The 20,314-nt window shown below is 45.7% G+C and carries 14 protein-coding genes; 3 read left to right on the top strand and 11 right to left on the bottom strand.

Annotation, left to right across the window (positions count from 1 at the left end):
• Positions 1-163 precede the first annotated feature (163 nt).
• Positions 164-526 (bottom strand): Hpt domain-containing protein, encoded by a 363-nt coding sequence (locus tag MHN09_RS08075; RefSeq protein WP_101564104.1) that lies wholly within the window; start codon positions 524-526, stop codon positions 164-166.
• A gap of 185 nt (positions 527-711) precedes the next feature.
• On the opposite strand from MHN09_RS08075, the gene MHN09_RS08070 reads away from it, so the two are divergent.
• The 3 genes from MHN09_RS08070 (at position 712) to MHN09_RS08060 (ending at position 6,121) form a co-directional block, all read left to right on the top strand.
• A complete protein-coding gene (locus MHN09_RS08070; protein ID WP_239240109.1) occupies positions 712-2,817 on the top strand; it encodes an EAL domain-containing protein in 2,106 nt (701 codons plus the stop codon).
• Positions 2,818-3,037: 220 nt separating this feature from the next.
• Positions 3,038-3,958: a diguanylate cyclase gene (locus tag MHN09_RS08065; protein WP_069944084.1), complete on the top strand. Its 921-nt coding sequence runs from the start codon at positions 3,038-3,040 to the stop codon at positions 3,956-3,958.
• A gap of 159 nt (positions 3,959-4,117) precedes the next feature.
• Positions 4,118-6,121, top strand: a complete 2,004-nt coding sequence (locus MHN09_RS08060) for an ATP-binding protein (protein WP_239240105.1) — start codon at positions 4,118-4,120, stop codon at positions 6,119-6,121.
• Between the two features lie 14 nt (positions 6,122-6,135).
• On the opposite strand, the gene MHN09_RS08055 is transcribed toward MHN09_RS08060, so the two are convergent.
• The 10 genes from MHN09_RS08055 to MHN09_RS08010 form a co-directional block, all read right to left on the bottom strand.
• Positions 6,136-7,272: a purine nucleoside permease gene (locus tag MHN09_RS08055; protein ID WP_239240102.1), complete on the bottom strand. Its 1,137-nt coding sequence runs from the start codon at positions 7,270-7,272 to the stop codon at positions 6,136-6,138.
• A gap of 131 nt (positions 7,273-7,403) precedes the next feature.
• Positions 7,404-9,839: a TonB-dependent receptor gene (locus MHN09_RS08050; RefSeq protein WP_239240099.1), complete on the bottom strand. Its 2,436-nt coding sequence runs from the start codon at positions 9,837-9,839 to the stop codon at positions 7,404-7,406.
• A gap of 241 nt (positions 9,840-10,080) precedes the next feature.
• The gene (locus MHN09_RS08045; protein WP_239240096.1) at positions 10,081-11,658 is read right to left on the bottom strand and encodes a nucleobase:cation symporter-2 family protein; all 1,578 of its coding nucleotides are present in this window, start codon (positions 11,656-11,658) and stop codon (positions 10,081-10,083) included.
• Between the two features lie 2 nt (positions 11,659-11,660).
• Positions 11,661-13,139, bottom strand: coding sequence for an adenosine deaminase (locus tag MHN09_RS08040; RefSeq protein ID WP_239240093.1), 1,479 nt, complete (start codon positions 13,137-13,139; stop codon positions 11,661-11,663).
• 216 nt (positions 13,140-13,355) lie between these two features.
• Entirely contained in the window at positions 13,356-13,721 is a 366-nt protein-coding gene (locus MHN09_RS08035; RefSeq protein WP_239240091.1) for an AraC family ligand binding domain-containing protein, read from the bottom strand.
• 36 nt (positions 13,722-13,757) lie between these two features.
• The gene (locus MHN09_RS08030) at positions 13,758-15,002 is read right to left on the bottom strand and encodes an allantoate amidohydrolase (RefSeq protein ID WP_061485543.1); all 1,245 of its coding nucleotides are present in this window, start codon (positions 15,000-15,002) and stop codon (positions 13,758-13,760) included.
• Entirely contained in the window at positions 14,995-16,263 is a 1,269-nt protein-coding gene (locus tag MHN09_RS08025) for an alanine--glyoxylate aminotransferase family protein (protein WP_061485545.1), read from the bottom strand. The genes MHN09_RS08030 and MHN09_RS08025 overlap by 8 nt, the downstream gene beginning before the upstream one ends.
• Before the next feature lie 10 nt (positions 16,264-16,273).
• Positions 16,274-17,092 (bottom strand): sulfite exporter TauE/SafE family protein, encoded by an 819-nt coding sequence (locus MHN09_RS08020; protein WP_239240089.1) that lies wholly within the window; start codon positions 17,090-17,092, stop codon positions 16,274-16,276.
• Between the two features lie 72 nt (positions 17,093-17,164).
• Entirely contained in the window at positions 17,165-18,742 is a 1,578-nt protein-coding gene (locus MHN09_RS08015; RefSeq protein ID WP_239240087.1) for a gamma-glutamyltransferase family protein, read from the bottom strand.
• A 168-nt stretch (positions 18,743-18,910) separates the two neighbouring features.
• On the bottom strand, positions 18,911-20,176 hold the full coding sequence (locus MHN09_RS08010; RefSeq protein ID WP_239240085.1) for an amidase: 1,266 nt from the start codon (positions 20,174-20,176) through the stop codon (positions 18,911-18,913).
• Between the last annotated feature and the right edge of the window lie 138 nt (positions 20,177-20,314).

Genomic DNA, 20,314 nt, shown 5'->3' with positions numbered 1-20,314 from the left:
GTTCTCGATTTAGAACCACTAAACCGTCAAACATTCGCCTTGTCTAGATGGCACACAGACCGCTGCAAAAATGTACAACAAAGGTCAACAGGCCCTAGCAAGGCGAGGAGTGGATGATAGTCGAGTTAGCTTCTGGCGATTAATGCGAGAAGCTAATGTGATTTTACGATTGCATGACTGCAATAGTTTGCTTAATCAAATTGTCTAATTCCGTGATGTCTTGAACGATTTCGCTTAAATCGTCTTGCTTGGCTTTGTTTTCAATAGACGATGCCTTCTCCCGAATGGCATCGGCACCTACATCGCCCGACACACCTTTCATAGCATGACTGTTGAATCTAACGGCTTCAACATCTAATGCGGTCGCTGCACTTTGAAGTGCTAATTGTTTTTGTTCTATTTGCGCGAGGAACATTTCAACAATACGGTTCAATAACCCCTCATTTCCACCTAGCCTGCTTATTGCGGCATCGCGGTTCCATAATTGTTCTCGAGTGGGCGTATCGTTTGAGTTAGATGTGTCCATATGTGCCACCGTAATTGAAGCGTTATGCCAGTGTACAATAAATGTTCTAAACAAAAAACAGCAAGTTCAGCCGCTTAGCATACAACGGTTCATAAACCGGCAAAACCTAGACGAAAGACTAATTTTTTTTTACGTATCTCAGGCGATACTTATTCTGTCATTAGTTTCACAGTGTGGTATTTCTCATGGATAATGAGACACAGAAAGTAGTCATCATTGACGATGAACCAACAACACTCTTGTTATTAGAAAGTGCAGTAGAATCTCTAGCAAAGGTTGTTACGGTCTCGCAAAGCGCAAATGCATTTTCAGTGGTAAGAGCACAGCAACCCGATTTGGTCATTCTAGATATAAGCATGCCTGGATTATCGGGGTTTGATGTGTGTAAGCAATTAAAAGCTTGCCCAGAAACGTCAGCTATCCCTGTTATATTTGTAACCTCGCATAATGATTCTGAAAATGAACATATTGCATTATCACTGGGGGCCATCGACTTCATTTCCAAGCCCATTGATATTGGGTTGTGCCAGATGCGAGTGAGAAATCATCTCACTATTCAGGACCAAAAAACGAAGCTTGCTCGTGTTAATCACGAATTAGAAGCAGAGAAAAAGCAGCTTGCTATTACTCTCAAATCAATAGCTGACGGCGTTATTTCAATTAACGCAGCAGGGGATGTAACGTTTATTAACCCGGTAGCGCAAAGGTTAACCGGATTTAGCGAAACTGAAGCCCTTGGCAAACCTATCGATGAGGTTATGAATTTAAGAGATGCCTCGACAAATGAGCGTCTTTTAAACCCCGCTCTTTACGCACTCGAAGTGATGCGCCCGGTAGCTATGTCTTATAACGCCACGCTGGTAAGCCGACACAATCAAGTGTTCAGGGTAGAAGATACAGCGTCACCGATTATTGATGAGGATGGCCATCTGTCTGGTGCGGTTATCGTTTTCCAAGATGTGTCAGAAGCCATTGAAATGGCAGTAAAGATGACACATTTAACCAATCATGATCAGCTCACGGGCCTGCCAAACCGAGTTCTGCTGCACGATAGAGTTGTTCAGGCTATCACTCGTTGTTTTACCTCTAAGCAAAGCATAGCGTTACTGTTAATCGATATCGATAATTTCAAATACCTCAATGACAGCCTTGGGCATCAAGTCGGCGACTGTATTATTGCGTCTATTGCAAAGCGCCTTGCAAAGGTTGTTGGAGAAAGCGCTACGCTCGCCCGCGTGGGTGGCGATGAGTTTGCCTGCTTACTTACTGAAATTGGTTCGGGCTACAGTGCAGACAGTATTGCGATGGCGTGTTTGCAGGCGGGTAGAGAGCCCATTGATATAGACGGTAAGGCTCATCAACTTAGCTTAAGCATTGGTATTAGCCTATATCCCCAAGATGCTGTTAATGCGGAAGAGATGATGCGCCATGCAGACTCAGCCATGTACCGCTCTAAATCAAAAGGCAAAGACACTTTCAGTTTCTTTTCAAAAGACCTGCAGCATGCCATGCATCATCGTGTGGAGATGGAGATAAAGCTTAGAAATGCTATCGAGAACGACAGTCTCGCCATTTACCTACAGCCTAAGTATGACTTTGACGATAGTGCAGTACTAAGTGCGGAAAGCTTAGTCAGAATGTTCGACGAGAATGGTAAAGTTATTGGACCTGATGAGTTTATCCCACTGGCAGAAGAGACTGGGCTAATACATCAATTAGGTAAGCAAGTTTTGCAAAAAAGCTGTGAGTTTGTCGCTAGATGCAACGAATTGGGGCAAGACTTCAAAGTGGCGGTAAACGTAGCTGCTAAACAGCTTTCAAACCCAGGCTTCGCAAAAGAAATTGCTGAAATTATCAACGAAGCGGGTATCGCTGCGTCGTCTATAGAGTTGGAGGTAACAGAATCAGCCCTAATGCATGACTTTGAGCAAACCCGAGATATCCTGAACGACTTGGCTTCATTGGGCGTTACTATTGCGTTGGATGATTTTGGTACGGGCTATTCAAGTCTCTCCTATTTGCGTCAGTTTCCATTGAATGTGCTTAAGATAGATCGCTCTTTTGTTATTGATATGGATAAAGAACAGCAGGCACATGACATCGTAACGGCAATAGTGCATTTAGCATTAAGCTTAGAGTTAACCATTGTTGCCGAAGGGATAGAGACCCAATCTCATTTTGCCGCGCTCAAAGCACTTGGATGTCACTTAGGGCAGGGGTATTTTATGTGTCGCCCTATGGCGATGGCGGATTTCTTCACAAAGTTCATCGATGATTGCCAAGTTGCGTAAGGTTTACTCGGCTGCGTGTAGAACGCTATCGATAGACCTTCTTTATAACCTTGTCTTTCAAACCATACCTACTTGGAAGCAAACTAGCTGACTTTTCGATACAAATTTGGATGTAAGGTGTTAGACTTGCGTAAAACGTTGTTATTACTTTGATATTGTAAAAGCAGAAACAACGGAAGCGAGAATGGTCACCTTGGTGTAGTAACAATAAAAGTACCCGATGAATCGAAATGAAATAAAACCCTACGCAGAGTGTAATGTACTTATTGTGGACGATGAGCCGATGAGTCGTATGCTGCTTGAATCCATCCTAGAGTCGGTGTTTACCTGTGCTACAGCCGAGTCGGGAGAAGAAGCCATATCTTACTGTAAAGCAAATTTGCCGGATTTAGTTCTGCTGGACATGAATATGCCAGATATTGATGGTCTAGACGTTTGCACAGCCTTAAAAGCCTCGCCTGAAACGAATCATATCCCTGTCATTTTCGTTACGTCTACAATGGATATTGAGAGTGAAAATGCGTGCTGGGAAGTAGGGGCGTCAGACTTTGTCATGAAACCGGTTAACGCTTCTACGTTGACGCATCGCATCAAAACACATCTGCAAAATAAGCTTCGCACCGAATTCCTTGAAATGATGACATTTCACGATCAGCTAACGGGTTTGTACAATCGCATGTATTTAACCAAGGAAATTCCGTTACTTATTAAGCAAGTTGCGAGAGACAAAGGTACAGTTGGAGCAATAATGATCGACATCGATTATTTTAAGCTTTTCAACGATACGTACGGGCATCTCGAAGGCGATATTTGTCTTCAAAAAGTGGCGCAAATTGTATCGGACACGGTTAAACGGCCGAAAGATGCCGTTATTCGCTTTGGCGGCGAAGAGTTTTTAGTCGTCCTCCCCTATATCGACCATCAGGGCACAAAGCTAGTGGCACATCAGCTTGTTGAGGCTGTCGCCAATGCAAGAATTCCACATGGTAAAGGGATAGAAAACCGCGTATCAATAAGTGCAGGCTTTGCAGTTTGGAAAGCTACGGATGTGGTTGAAGACGATGTGGCTGCGCTTATAGAAGACGCTGACATTTCACTGTTTGAAGCAAAAGAATTAGGGCGAAACCAAGCCAAGGGCTGAGGCCACAGCCCAATTTCCCATCATAAAAATAGAATTTCTAGCCTATTGTTTAATATCCCGTATTCAAATCCCAAGCTATCATTATAAATGCGGGGCCGCTGTGCATGAATCGAGCAAGGCGGCAAGAATCTTGTGGTCTTTACGCTTGGGTAGCGAACCATGGTTTATTTTGACGAACAATCGAGTTTGAATGTGAAACTGGAACACCAGTTGAAGGCATCGCTAACCAGTTTGGTACAGCGAGGCTGCGATTCGTTTGGCGTGTTTCAAGGTTTACTTTTACAGCTGGACGAAGAGACAGTTAATATATTGGTTAAAGCTTCGTCGGCGTATGCACCCAACTTTAAGTCGGTCCCTTCTTTCTCTACCTGTGTGCCTGTAGACAATTGTTTCCCTGTAAACAGCGCTAAGTGTTCTACTGCATTTAAACAATGGTTTTCTACTTATTTTAATGCCGAAAAATACATTCGAGGCCGTGTTCATACCCTAGATGGAAGCCAAGTCTGCTTAGTCTTTATTAATGCGTGCCCGGAACAGTCGGTAAACCTCGACAAGCTGTCGCTGTTAGACGATTGCCTGAGCGTGATGTTGGATAAGTTTCATCTCGAAAAAGCAGAGACCAATCAAAACACGTTGTACGAAAAGTTACAAAGTGTAGCGAACATAGGCACATGGGAAGTTGATTTGACCACTAATGCACTTAGCTGGTCTTCACAAACTCGGCTTATTCACGAAGTCTCAGAAGACTTTGTACCCACATTAGAAACAGCTATCAACTTCTACAAAGAGGGGTTTGATAGAGATGAGATAAACCGCATTGTCTCCCACACGGTCGCTACGGGTGAACCGTGGAGTGCAACGCTTGAACTTGTCTCCGCCAAAGGTAATTCGGTTTGGATAGAAACCCACGGCATGGCTGAGATGAAGCACGGAAAGTGTATTCGTTTGTTTGGGACTTGCCAAAACGTAAACAAGTCGGTGCAACTTAGACTCGAATTGGATGAGAGAAGAAGAGAAGCCGAAGCTGCGTCTAAAGAACGTGGCATGTTGTTATCCCGCATAAGCCACGAATTAAAGACGCCGCTTAATGGCATTACCGGCATGCTGCAGGCGCTCAAGTTTGAAAATAAAGAAAATGTGCGAATGCGTAAAGCGGACGTGGCGCTTCATAGCGCAGACCGCTTATTGTCTCTTATAAACGATGTTTTGGATTACACGTCCATTATTAACGGCGAATTCTCACTAAAATATAGCGACTTTTGTGCGCGTTCGTTAATTGAAGATATCCTAGATGTATTTAAAACAAAATGTGCAGAGAAAGGCGTAAGGCTTTACGCGGTGCTGTCTTTTGACGAAAACACTTATGTTCACGGAGATGCCGCCCGAATCAGTCAAGTCATTACAAATTTACTATCGAACGCGGTTAAATTTACGCCGAAAGGGTATATTTCGGTGCAAGTTACGTTAAAGCATCAAGGCGATGTGCCTATCTTACTTGCGTCAATTGAAGACACTGGTGTGGGCATGAGTGATGAAATATTGTCACGTATTTTTAGACCATTTCAAAACGACACCGCCAGTGCCTCTGAAGAGTTAAATGGAAACGGTTTAGGGCTGTCTATCGTCAATCAACTTGTTGGCAAAATGGATGGCGAGCTTGAAGTGCGCTCAAGCGCAGGGAAAGGCTCCTGTTTCGATATTGCCATACCTGTAGAAATGGCAGTTTTAGATAAAGAAAAGCAGAGTGACGTTGTCCTCTCTTCAGACCTGCTTAGCGTTCCTCTTAACGTTTTGGTTGTTGATGACAACGATATAAACCGTTTCGTGCTTGCATCCATGCTAGAGAAGTTTAATTACCTTCCAGATGAAGCCGAAAATGGCGAAATAGCCGTTCAAATGGCCCGAGCTAAAAAATACGACATTATATTTATGGATTGCGCTATGCCGGTGCTCGATGGGGTAAGTGCGACTAAGATTATTGTCCAAGAGAACTTATTGGCCAAGCACGGCCGTATTGTGGCTGTAACGGCAAATACTACGCCTGAAGATAAAACTAATTGTAGCAATGCGGGCATGGCCGATTTTCTTGCCAAGCCCGTGGTACAAAATGATGTTACCCTTCAGGTGCGCCATGCACTAAATGCTAAATCAGTGACAGCGTAGAGGTTAAAGTGCGTTTATTCCGCTGAAGGGGGCGTATCTTTTACGGTTTCCCAATGCGTTACAATATAGTCTGTAACCTGCGAGCCGACATTATAGGCGGCTTCTATAGCGGCTCCCATTGCTGCATATCCTTCGCCAGAACTCTCTAACTTTAGGTTCTCCGCGGCGCTCAACGATGGTGGCTGCATGGTAAAATTGCTCGCCGTTCTAAGAATAAGTAAGCGGTCTTTGTTGACTAACCCTGCATTGTCCAAGTAGCTCAAGCTTTGAAGTGTTGCCGAGTCTTCCATGCCCGAGGTAACAAAATTTCCTTTGCCCTGCGTCCAGTATGCTACCCAATCGTTTGCCCACGTATTTAGTTTTTCGCCATGCCAAAAGGTAGAAGCAGATAAATGCGCACCCATAGATACATTTGGAAGTGCTTTAGCACTAGCTGAGTTGGTGTACTTGGCTCTCAGTGCATCCATCGCTTCGTTGTTTAAAAGCTTGGTGTCTTTTGTCAACGAATAGGCCCACTTTGCTAACGGTAAGTTCAGCGCGTACACCTCGCCATTTGGGCTGTTGTTTACGTCTACAGCGTCAGCGTTTTCAAAGGGCGCGTGAGTGAAGAGGGGGAAATAGCCCGTACTCCACTGAGACGGAATTTCTCTAGCGTCAATTTGATGTGCTAGGTCGCCATCGACTACGTAATCGGTCCAAATTGCACTCCCAATGGTGTTATCCGCTGGGTCGACTCCCGCGATCCCTGCGACCAACCAATAGGCTTGGGATAAATCAAAGCGAGGATCAAGACCTAGTGCCATTATTGCTGCTGAAGCGCGCGCAATGCCCATTCCCGTAACCATACCGATTACACCTGTATCAGGATTGGCGTAAATGTCGTGAAAGCCATGAGGCAAAGGGTATTGGGTTGTGAGTTTCTGGCGAGCCTTCCACAATTGAAATTCACCAGGCGCGTCGCCTTCGTCGCTGCCAATTTCGAACATACTTACCACAACAACCTTCACTTTCATTGGCGGCTTAGCGTCATTGGTTTTAACACTGGCAGAATAACTACTGCTACAGAAACCCAAAAACATAGCCAATATAAGCAAAGCGTTGAAAAAGGCAGACCGTTTTTGTTTAAGCAGTGGATAAAAAGAAAGATGCATTTAGTACTCCTAAAAAAGAGCCCAGCATTATCAAACTGGGCTTCTTATCGAAAAAACTTACAGGCCTGAGAGCGTGTGTCGAACGTTCAATCTACACATGAGGCACGACCACGCTCAAAGAGTATGCGAACTTAGAATGAGTAAGTAAATTTAGCATTCCAGTGACGCGGTAGTTCAGGTAGTACAATTTGACTACCAAATAGATCAGGGAAGTTAGAGCGGAAATAACGCTCGTCAGTTAAGTTTTTAACGGTTAAGTTTAACGACCAATCTTCCGCCTGATATGACAAGCCAGCATTGACTAACGTGTAGGCTGGAAGTGTCACTGCAGCTGAGTAGCCAGACGCGACCTCATCCACATCCACAATACTCACGTTGGCAGCATAACCATTTTGGAAGTCATAGGTTGCTGTCAGCGTGTAAATATTTTCAGGAATACCGGCCTTTCGTCCGTCAGAGTTTGTTTCTCCTTCACCAACAAGGTTAAGACCTACTACGTTCCCGCCAAAAATTAACGAAGGATCATCAAGAGCAACTAAATCGTCAGCACCTAAGAACCCAAATTGGTTTCCATTGGCAAGTGCAGTTAAGTTGATAACTTCTATATTTGTATAGCCAGCAGAAACAACAAGGTTCTCATTGACTACCCAACGAAGTTCAAATTCGGTGCCTTCGTTATTGGTTGTGTTGTTGGTAACCGTATTCTGAGTATTGAAGTCGGTACGCTCTTGCTCAAAGAATGAAAGTGCAAAATAGAGTGTATCGTCAACGAGAGAACCTTTAATACCGTATTCCATCAGCTCAGAGGTGTCGAATGCACCGCCACCACCAGGTTGATTGAGTTGGCCAACACCAATCTCGGCGCCCTGGCCTGCAACAAGGGTAGCTTGCTCTGCTGCAGTGATATAAGGAATAAGGCCAAATTCAAATTCATATGAAATACTAGCGTTCCAAGACCATCCATCTACGGTTTCTTCAGCATAAACTGGTGTTTCATCTCCAGTAGCGCCCAAAAGTAAATTCGTGCGCGATGTGCTTTCAATATCAATAGTGTCGTATCGTAAACCTAGTACTAAGTTTAAACCCCAGTCCCAAGTTAAATCGGTCATTGCAGCAATGCCTAAGTCTAAGTAATTACCTACGTCATAGTTGTCGTAGTTTTTACCCGAGCGGGTAGACAAAAGGCGGCGATCGAGCGCTGAAGACGGCATGGTTAGGTCGCGACGATTAAAGAACTCGTAAGTAAAGTCATCGCCGTGCTCAAAGTCGGTATAGCGTACAGATGGAGAAAATTGAAATTGCGCTAATAGTCCGTCGTTCTCATATTCTGTCGCGAAAATTAGTTTGTCTTCTATAACCCAGCTGTCATGGAATTGTGAGAAGCCATAAGCATTTTCGTTTATGTTGTCGTATGCATCATAGAAAAGCTGGTTGCGAATTTCCCAATTATCCGTGTAGTAAATGGTGTCGAAGTAAAGCGTTATGGCTTCGTTACCAAGTTGGTCATCAGGTGCTACCAAAGTTTGGCTACCACTTAAGGTCGTAGTACCTGGGTTTTGTAATGCCATTAGAGGATCGAAAAAGTCGCCTGTAACCGAATCTAATGGGACAGCTGGCGTGAAAATAAACGGTGAAATCAAGTCGGCGACTTCAGCATATTCTTCGTGACTGATTTGACCGTCGCCGTCCGTATCTAATGGTTGAGCCGTACCTGTAATATAGGTTCCGTCGTCAACTAACTCCTGAGTTAATCGGTTCCAGCCGGCCACTTGGTTACCATCGTAGTCGTGGTACATACCACCAAATTCAAAGCGAAGGTTATCGGTAATATCGATATTAAATGATGCTTGAAGTACGGTTTGATCAGTCTGGGTATTGTCGTAGTAACTGTCAGAGTTTTCTAGCTCACCGTATATGTAATAGCCCATTTCTTTACCGGCAACACTAGTCGGTCCGCCAACTTCTGCGGTTAAAATGCTTTTGTTCCACGACCCCGTTGTGTAAGACAACGCGCCTGTTGGTGCATCTAAATACTGCCCCGATGACGCACGGGCAGACTTGGGATTAAAGTTCAGATAACCACCAATTTTAGATGGGCCGTAAATAGGTGATGCCGGACCACGAACGATGTCGATTCGGCTGGACGCGCCAATAGGCGTAGGGTAGTTACCTGGGTTGTCTAAGCGCTTAACACCGCGGAAGTAAGTTTCCCCAGGCGTGCCCCGCACATCCAGAGAGCCTGCAACACCGAAGAACGACTGTGTGAATGTACCTGGTGCGAACGCGACGAGTTCATCAATGTCTGAAACGTTGAAGCGCTCCATTTGCTCTTGAGAAATCGTGGACGCTGAGCGAGGCGTTTCGAGAATAGATTTGCCAAAGCCAAAAACTGACTCAACGTCTTGACCAGGAAGGCTCCCAAGGGATCCTGTTACCTGAATTTTTTCAACGTCTTTTTCTTTAACCTCTGTCTCTTCTTGAGCAAAAGCTTGCGACGATAGCGCGACCGCGGTAGTCATTGCAAAAGCTTTTGCTAGAGGAGATAAATTGAATGTAGTGTTTTTCATGGTTTCCTCGTTATTTTTAGTTGCCCCTTTTTAGGGCTCTTTTCACGCATTTTTATATGCGTTTTGTTATTGGCAAGAGAGTTAGCAGGATGAGTGCCAACTACTTGTCCAGTTGGTCAACTTTTAACCTTCTCTTAAGTTGCTGAATTATAGGGATAAAAATATATAATGTTGTTCTTATATTGTTATTTTTATGTAAATAAACTCAATCGCATAAATGCATGCACTTATAAGGTGATTTTTAGCGAGCTTTTGCACTAAAAAGAGCAGAGGTTACGCCCGGTTGTCCGTCTATACTTAAAATGTGTGTCGAGTGAGCTGAGTGCTTAACAACCTCATGGTTTACAACGGCTTTTTCATTGAGTGCTTTCGGCGCCCTACGGTTACCTTCTGGCTTTGGGTTGTGAATAGGCTCGTAAGCAGGGTTGTCCTGAGCAACGCCAGTGCTGCTTTCAATTTTTTGTGCACTAGCGTGTGGGGAAGCAAGGGGCTTTTTTCCAGGTAAGGTTAAATCAAGGATGACGGCGGTAAGGCCGGCCGAGGTTACTGGGGAAAGTAAGATATTTTCAAGCCATGAAGGCAATTCAGAAAGGGCTTCTGGTACCATCATTACACCAATCGCCATACCTAGCGCACACGCTGTCACCAAACTACTGCGCCTATCAAGTGCGTAGCTGGCTAATAGCTTTAAGCCACCCACGGCCACCATGGCAAACATAACCAGAGTAGCACCGCCAAGAACTGGCTTGGGAATAGCCTGCAGCACACCACCTACAATGGGGAAGAACCCAATAACAACGAATAGCGCTGCAACAAAAAAGCCGACCTTACGGCTGGCGATGCCGGTTAATTGGATAACCCCGTTATTCTGGCCAAATGTAGTATTTGGAAAGGTGTTGAACATGCCAGCAAGTAACGAATTAACGCCGTCGCCCAAAATCCCGCCTTTCACTCTTGCAAGATAAATCGGACCGCTCACAGGCTGCTTACAGAAAAGGCTATTTGCGGTTAAGTCGCCGGCCGTTTCTATTGCACTAAACAAATAGATAAGCGCGATAGGTAAAAAGAGAGTGATATCAAATGCAATGCCAAAGGCAAAAGGGGTGGGGATCGCTACGACAGAAAGCGAAGCAAGGCCGCTGAAATCTAATCCTTTTGTAATGCCAACATAGGTTGCACCAATTGCCATACCAATAAAGATGGCGCTTAAACGCAGCCAATGATTTGTTGAGGCGTTCAAGAAAACAATAATGAGCAACACGCCAAGTCCAACGGCTAAGTTTTCTGTGCTGGCGAAGTCAGCAGCGTGAAAGCCGCCCGCAAGATCAGTCATGCCTACGTTTATCAAGCTTAGCCCAATAGCGGTTATTACAATTCCTGTAGTTAATGGTGTAATGATACGTTTGAGTTTATGTACAAATAGACTAAACACCACTTCGACCAAGGCACCCGCCATAGTTAATCCAAACAACAAAGACAAGACATCTTCGGGTGTTCCTCCATCCGCCTTGACCTGATTTCCTGCCAGTATCAACGCGCTAATAAACGCAAAACTGGTACCTTGGATGGCTACCAATCCACTGCCTACCGGGCCTATACGCTTTGTTTGAATTGCCGTGCCTAAGCCGCTTACAAACAAGGCCATACTGATAAGATAAGGCGTGTATTCAGTAAGGCCCAGTGTTGATGTAACAATAAGAGTCGGCGTAATGACACCGACAAAGCTTGCAAGTAAATGCTGAAATGCCGCGGTAAGTGAAGGAAGAAATGCCGGAGTATCATGTAAATCGTAAAGTAGTTCGCTGTGATTTGAAGACATGGTTATTTCCTTGTTATTTCCTTGTTATTTCCTTCATTGGCGCAGACCGAGGCGGCAAACTCGCAGATGAAATCACTGTAGCGTTCCACGTTGCTGTTTAGAGGTTGTACTTTGCTGTTTGCAGAAGGTATTTGGTTAGCGTTTTCCGCTATTAAGGCTAAAAACTGTGTTAGATCTCGGTTTAACTCAGTAAGTATTTGCTCTTTTTTCTCGTCTTGTAAAAAGCTGTACTTGATACTGTTTTGACTTAATGTAACTAGCTCACTCCAGCTTAGATTGAACTGGGTAAATGCCAGGTAATATTCATCTGTAAGTGTGGCATCCCACATCCCTCGGTCGTCGGTTGAAAGTGCAGTGGGTACACCGGTTCTTAAAAGTTGAGGAAAGGGATGAGCGCTCAAATCATCGATGTATTCTAACTTTAGGTTTGAAATTAAATTGGTTTCAATCAAATAGCGGTTATGGCGCATGAGCAAATACGTTGAAGGATCTTTTAGCAGATTAATGCCATGGCCTATTCGCTCTGCGCCTAACAGTAAGGTGTCGCGAATATTGGTATCTGCATGCTCAGATTCACCTGCATGAAAGGAGAGGCGAATGGCTGGATATTGAGCTCTAAGTCTCGTTATGGGCGCTAAAAAGCGTTTGGGTTGACCTCGGGGATCATCCTCCCTGCCAACCAAATTTATCCCTACATACCATTTTCTATTGGCGTCTACGAATTTGAAGATCCAGTCTAATTGGGCTTCAATGTTGTCAGTAAAACGAACCAAGGCATATTGAAAACGAACGGTGACACCAGTAGCTTTCGCTGGTTCGCTATCGAGCATGTCTGTAATAACTTTAAGTGCTTCAGCAGGGGGAAAGCGGCTCCCGTCTGCGCGATTCATAAACCTAACGTTCATTTGCGTTTCTAAATAGCGCACATTTTCTTGTTGATACAGCTGCATGTTTCTAAGCAGAACCTGCGCTGTAATATAGGGGTTTTGAGTAAGCTCGCTTAAACGCTGCCAGTGAAACTCAAAAAACTCCTCTCGACCTTCTTCTGGCTTATCAAGTTCAACACTATGGATAAACGCTTCTTGCTCTTTGTTACTTAGGGCATTCAGCGCTTTATATTGCTTTTGCTCACATTTCGTTAGTTTAGAGTGGGTAGTGTTAGAAATAGTATGAAACAACGGCGCCGAGTCACACTCGCTATGATTTACCTTAGTGAAGTACTGATAGCCGCCGTTTAGCGCTTGATTAGTTGCTAGCTCATACCACCATTTGCCGTACGCCGAGCCTGATAAGTGATGGTGCAAGTCACCGCCTTTTGGAAACTGTTTAAGTAGTTGATAGGTCTGTGAGTCGGTCAATGACTGTGTATATTGCTTAAACCAACTGTTTGCGTCTTCTTCAGTAGGAAAGGGGCTTGCGGCGGAATAAAGACCAACAAAGGATAAAGACAAAATGAACAGGGTTCGTACAACAAATGGCATGAGCAATTTTTCTTAGCAATAGTTGCTCTATGGTTGCAAGATATTGACCAGTTGGTCTGCTTAGTAATGTGTTTTTAAGTTGTTGTTTTAAAATGTTTTTTATGTGGGTTTGGGTAAGGAGCAAATAATTAGGCAATTCGTAAGCCCCATTTTGGTGCCTAAACAAAAAAATGCGCTAAATTAGCGCATTTTTTCAGAGCAGTGCGAACGGTCGTTTTAAAGGACTACGCCTTCATCTAACGTCACAAAAATTGAGTGGCGCACTTCATTGTACATCGCACGCGAACAATGGCCTTCGCCTTCTGTGTCTTCTAGCAATAGTACGTCACCTGCTCCAAACACATGTCGCTCACCATTAGACACCGTAAATTCAGCACGCCCTTTAATTATGAAAAGGAGTTGTCGCGTTGGCGCTGGATGCCACTTAAAATCATAATCTGCAGGCGTTTCGCGAAAAATGATCTTATCGGCTCCAAATTTTTCTGAAAGCATGCCGATGGGACCGCCGTCTTTTAGCGCAATCTCCACTTCGCCAAAATGACTTTTGCCTGCTTCATCGTTGTAAATCCTTGTTATTTTCATTATTAACCCTTCATTGAAACTTTACTGATTTGACCACTACGTATGCTTGAGCTTGCTAATGGTTTTATAAAGTACTGACAAACTTGCGGCCACGTCATCAATGGTAATAGATTCTGCAGGGTGGTGACTTATTCCGCCCTTACAACGTGTAAACAACATGGCCACAGGGCAAATATCTGCAATGGCCATAGCGTCATGACCTGCACCCGAGGCAAGTACTCTTGGCTTAATTCCGCTTTCTTCTACGCCTCGAACGAGTGCTTCTTTTAGCTGGCTATCGCAATGCACCGCAGGTGCGCTGTGGGTTTGCTCCCGTGTTAGCGTTATTTGTCTTGCATGCGCAATGGCATCAAACTTTTGCAATATTTCTGCCAATACAGAATCTCGCAATTCATCATCTTCGCTTCTGATATCGAGAGAAAAACGTGTGCGACCAGAAATGACGTTAACGCCGTTTGGCGCATTTTCAATTTTACCTACCGTGGCTACAACGCCCGGACGCTGCAAGCTTATGCTCTCTACAGCCAATAGCATCTCTGCACTTGCGCACAACGCATCTCGTCGCATAGACATCGGCACAGTGCCAGCGTGACCCGCCATGCCTTCTACTGAAAAATTAAAACGTTTTGCACCAGCAATAGCACTGACAACGCCAACAGGCAGATTTTCTTGCTCTAAAACAGGGCCTTGTTCAATGTGAAGTTCTATGTAACCCAAAATGTCGGTACGGGAAATAGCGGCACTGTTTACTGCGTCGAAATTAAGGCCGAAGTTCGTCATGGCTTGCTCTAAGTTCACGCCATTTTCATCTTTTAGATGACGCCATTGCTCTTGCCACTTACCGGTGAGCGCGCGGCTTCCCAAAAGGGTGGTGCCAAATCGCGTGCCTTCTTCATCACAAAAACCCACAATGTCGATATGAAAAGGGAACTTGGTTTGCGTGCCGTCAAACATAGCGACCAGCGAAATAGCGGCGACCACGCCTAGCATGCCGTCGTACTTTCCGCCGTTAGGCACAGTGTCGAGGTGGCTACCTAAAATTAATCGCGGTGCGTTGGGCACGCTTGATGTATAGCGCCCCCATATATTGCCAACGGCGTCTTGCCAGGTGGTCATTCCGGCTTCAATCATCCACCCTGAGGCTAGTTGATTTGCAAGCTTGTGTTGTTCGGTCAAATAGCGCCTGTCTAAACAGGCTGGGTCCTGGCTTAAGGTGCCTAATGTTTCGCACCTTGCCATAACTTGCGTAGCCAATTCAGCAAATTCTGCGAATTCACCCATTCGCGACTCCCGCCGCTTTAGCCTTAGCATAAACGCCAAGCGCAGCATCTACACCTTTACCAGCAGGTAGCGCAAACCCTTGCATACGAAGCACAGTTTCAAGGGACTGTAGGGTATGTAACACGGCATCTTCTCTGGCGTTATAGCCCATAGTGCCAATGCGCCAAATTTTTCCTTTTAACGGACCAAAGCTTGTGCCTATTTCAATGTTAAAACGCAGAAGTAAGGTTTCGCGTACCTCTTCGCCATGAACTCCCTCGGGAATATGAACACCTACAACGTTGTACATTTTGTGTTTCAGATCGCCGAAGGGCTCAAGTCCCATGGCTTGAATACCGGCTAGCATGGCGTCGCCCGCTACTTTGTGACGAGCAATCACGTTCTCCTGGCCTTCTTCTAAATGCAGGCGCGCGCATTCACGGGCACAATAGAGCATACTGGCCGCTTCGGTGTGGTGATTTAGTCGCTCCTCGCCCCAATAATCCATGATCATGGGCAAGTCGAAGTAGTTAGAACGAATTTTAGGGCCACGCGCGGCTTCATGGTGAGCATCGCGAATGCCGGCTTCAACGTGGTGACGGGTACGCACGGTTTTAACAAACTTGTCGCTTAGTGTAATAGGAGCACTGCCTGATGGGCCTCCTAAGCACTTTTGCAGGCCAACTGACACCGCATCTAATTTCCATGCATCAACGTCTAGCGGGTTCCCACCTACTGACGCTGTTGCATCGCAGTAAAACAACACATCGTTTGCTTCACAAATCGCGCCAATTTCTGCAAGCGGTTGCAGCATGGTGGTGGACGTATCCCCTTGAACAATGGCAAGCAGTTTTGGTTTTACGTCTTTTATCGCCTTTTCAATCTGTTCAGGCGTAAACACTTCGCCCCACGGCACTTCAATGGTGTGAACTTCAGCGTCGGCGCGCTCTGCAATTTCAGCAAGCAAATGCCCAAAACGCCCGAAGATAGGTACGAGGACTTTATCGCCTGGCTCAATTGCCGATACCAATACAGCTTCAATTCCAGCGCGCGACGTACCGTCGACCAAGAAGGTTTGCTGGTTTTTCGTATTGAAAACATCGCGGTAAAGTTGCATGACCTCGTTCATGTAGCCAGTCATTACAGGGTCATATTGACCTACTAACTGGGTAGACATGGCGCTTAACACACGGGGGTAGCAGTTAATTGGGCCCGGGCCCATTAGCAAGCGAGGCGGCGGCGATAGTGGAGCAAACGTTCTGTTAGAAGCTTCTTTAGACATGTGGGCACTCCTAGATAAGCACTTGCGCTAGCATGCGCAAGCCAGTGATGATGAGAACAACGGCGAAGATTTTCTTAAGTAAGCCAGCGTCTAGCTTGTTGGCTATGCTTGCTCCGACAGGCGCAAATAACACGGTGAGCGGAACAATGCAGACAAACCCCAGCAAGTTTACATAGCCGTACGTAGCGAAGGGCGCATCAACAGGAGTGGTACCAACAAATAGCAGCGTGAGTGCCGCTGGAAGCGAAATAATTAAACCGACTGCAGCAGCGGTACCCACCGCTTTGTGTGCTGGGTAGTTACAAAATGTGAGAGTCGGCACGGTTAACGTACCGCCACCAATGCCTACCATAGAACTAAATAGGCCAATGCAGGTTGCCATAATCGACTGACCCGCGCGGCCCGGTAGCCCATTAAATAGCGCGTCTTTCTTGCCAAGAAGCATATTAATGGCAGACAAGGTTGCAATAATGCCAAACAGTAAGGTAAGGAACGTCGGGTTAACCGCCGTCACCGCATAGCTTCCGGCAAGCACGCCAATTAAAATGAACACTGCCCACGCTTTTAGCAACGCAAAGTCTACATTGCCCTTACTGTGATGAGCACGAATAGAGCTTACTGAAGTAGGGACGATGGTTGCCAACGACGTGGCCGTGGCTATTACCATTGCGCTCTCAGGGGACACACCAAGGGCTTGGAACAAGAAAAACAGTACCGGCACAATAACAATGCCTCCACCTACGCCAAGCATTCCTGCTAGTATGCCTGCGAACACGCCTGTTCCCGCAAGCGATAATATAACCGTTAGGTTATCCATTAAAAACTGCATGTGATTTCTTTCTCTTTAACGTTTATTGGTTTAACTATTTGTCAGTGCTGCGTCTTAGCCACTGCGAATAAACTAGCGGTGTCCAAGGTAGGCTTTGCCGTCACTTCTTGGGTCGCTTGCGCCACTCACTGTACCTTCTGTGTCGCGAATGATTGCACCAGCATGACCCATGAGTTCGTTGCAAGGATCTACCGTCACCATATCGTGGCCCCGTGCCAGTAAGCTCTCACCTACGTACTCAACTAAGTCACGCTCTGCTTTTAAGTTGTGACTCTGATCGCCCCAGGTTCTACCAAGTAGCCAACGGCCGAGGGAAATAGCTTTGGCGATAGGTTGGCCGTGGTAGACATGACGAGCAAACAGCGCCGCTTGGGTTTGAGGCTGACCTTCACCACCCATGGTGCCGTAACTCATGCGTCGACCGTCAACAAGCTCAGCGAAAGCGGGGTTAAGTGTGTGAAATGGTTTCAAGCCTGGGGTCAAATATTGGTTACTGTTTGGATCGAGTGAAAACGAAGTGCCACGGTTGTTCCAAACAATGCCTGTTTGCGGGCTCACTACGCCCGAGCCGAACTCCCAGTAAAGTGACTGTATGTAGCTCACCATTCGGCCTTCAGAATCGCAGCAACCCATCCAAATAGTATCGCCGTGCTTGGCTTCATGGGGCCAAGGAAGTGCTTTATCTAATGAGATGTTCTTCACCATTTCATCAAGCACATCGTCACTTAACAGGCTTTGAAGACTAACAGGCGTACGAGATGGGTCGGTTACGTTCGCGTTACGCGCAATGAAGGCTTGTTTCGTGCATTCAATAAGTAAATGCACCATGTCAGCATCGGTGCTGCCTAAATGCTGAACTTTGTCGTACAAGGCTAAAATAATGAGCGACGCCACACCTTGTGTGGGCGCCGGCAAGTTATAAAGCTTGCCGGCGCTGGTGGACACTGACAATGGCTCAACAATTGTCGCTTTGTAATTGTTAAAATCTTCAAGACGAATAGGGGAGCCGGCGGCTTCTAAGTCTTCAGCCAGCTGTGAAGCTAACTCACCGTGATAAAAATCATCTAACCCTTTTTCTGCTAAATGCTTCAAAGTTTCAGAGAGCTTTGTTAGCTTTAAAATTTTACCTTTTTTAAGGGCTTTCCCCTTAATCAAAAACTGAGCGAAATTTTCATCCGCACTTAGCTCTTCAAAGGTTTTGTTGCTGGCATCCACCAAGCTCTGGGTAACTTCAATCCCCCAGTTAGCTTGACTAATCGCCGTATCGAACAATGTGCTTAACGGTAAACCGCTTTGCCATTTGTGACTTAATTCAAGCGCGGCTTGCAAACCAGCAACTGCGCCTGCCATGGTTAATGCTGACTTTCCGCCTCGGCTAGGTATGGCATCGCTACCCTCGTAGAAAGAGGGTGTCGCGCCCTTTGCTGCTACGCCAGATGCATCAATGCCAATCGGCTTTTTACCAGGTTCACTGATTAGCCAAAATCCATCTCCGCCCATGCCATTCATGTGCGGGTATTCAACCGCGATAGAGGCTGCAGCAGCTACCATAGCTTCAATAGCGGTGCCGCCTTTTTCTAATATGTTCAAGCCCACTTGCGATGCCGCAAAGTGAGGGGCAGTAAACGCTATATTTGGTTTTTCACTCATTTTTAATTCCTTCAAAAACTCGGCAACCGCGCAGTCAGGTTAAGCCCAAATCAGGCAAAATGACGGGCGCTTAGGTCTTACTTCCGCTTTCTAGTTTCAACTTGAATGCAATAGGGCGCTAATGCTTTTTTTAAGTGCAACTTAAAAAAACAGGCGCGCTTTACACGTTTAGCGAGTGGTTAGCTTTTTTGCTAACGCGAGAAGTGCAAGATCGTTGCCTTTTTTGCCCACTAGCGATAATCCGCATGGGGCGTTGTGTAGGGTAAACAACGGCAAATGAAGTTGGGGTAATCCCGCAAGCCCAGCTATCGCCGTGAGTGCGAGCAGAGCGTTTCTATCATTTGCCAGCGTTGTTTCATCGGCATCACATCGAGGTGCTACACCGGGTGTCGTGGGAATAATCAATACATCTATTTCTTCAAACAGCGTGATTAAATGATTGATTACCACAGATTGTTGCGCTTTAGCTTGCTCTACTTCTTGCGTTGGTATGGTTTTACACCAATTCAAGCGCAACATTATATCTTTGGCGATATCGGGTTGAGTGTATTCAATCCATTCGCCGTGTTGCTGCCATATTTCATTGCCCTGTAAGGTACGAAAGGTAGCGGCAGTTTGTAAGGTTTTTAAATCTAGCTGTGTCTCTGACAATACAATACAGTCGTTGTTATCTGCCAGCGCTGCAAGCCATGTTTTGCACAGCGATTTGTGAGCGGCCTGCTCAAATAAATGCGCTGCTATGCCAAATCGAGGCGAACCTGATATTTCACTTTGTGTAGCGCTATCTATGCAGACATTGGCAACCTTAGTCAGCGTGTTTAGGTCGCGTGTCATCCAGCCCACGGTATCAAACGACGGAGCAAGTGCCACCATATTGTCGCAGGCCACAACGCCGTGCGTGGTGCGAAGCCCCCATAACCCTTGATAGCTAGACGGTACGCGAATAGAGCCGCCGGTGTCGGTGCCAAGCCCTATGTCGGCAAGGTGCGCGCTAACGGCCACCGCTGAACCTGACGAAGAACCACCAGGTATATGAGCTGGTGCCACTGGGTTTACCAGTGTTTCGTAGTGCTTATTCTGCCCGTGTAAACTGTAGGCAAGTTCATCAGTGATGGTTTTGCCTTTGAACGCGGCACCCGCTTGAAGCATCTTTGCTACGCAACGATTTGTGTTTTTCGGAATCGCGTGTGTGGCTAACCAATCAGGATTTCCTGCTGCGGTTGGTAATCCTTCAATGTGAAACAAATCTTTTACTGCCAGACCTAGTCCGCTAAGCGGCAATTTACTTTGACTTTTTGCCTGATTCAGCGCTTTTCCTGACGCCGAAAATGCGTCATCTTTAACACTACCGTCAAGACTGAATGCGATTTCTAGGTTTTTAATTGCCTGTGTGAACTTGGCATCACAGGGCTTCAGTACAAAAGGAGAGCTCACAGCGCGTTACTTATTCGTTATTGTTTCTTTATTCGTCTTTAGATCAATGAAACAACTGTTTCATTAAAAAGTCAAGAGAAACGAGCGTTACTTCATTGGACATTTTAGTACGTACATTATTTTCTGTGAGTTACATAA

This window comes from Alteromonas sp. MmMcT2-5, from assembly GCF_022348315.1.
GTDB lineage: Bacteria > Pseudomonadota > Gammaproteobacteria > Enterobacterales > Alteromonadaceae > Alteromonas > Alteromonas macleodii.
Note: the sequence above shows the minus strand (reverse complement) of the source record. Positions and strands in the feature narration are given on the sequence as shown.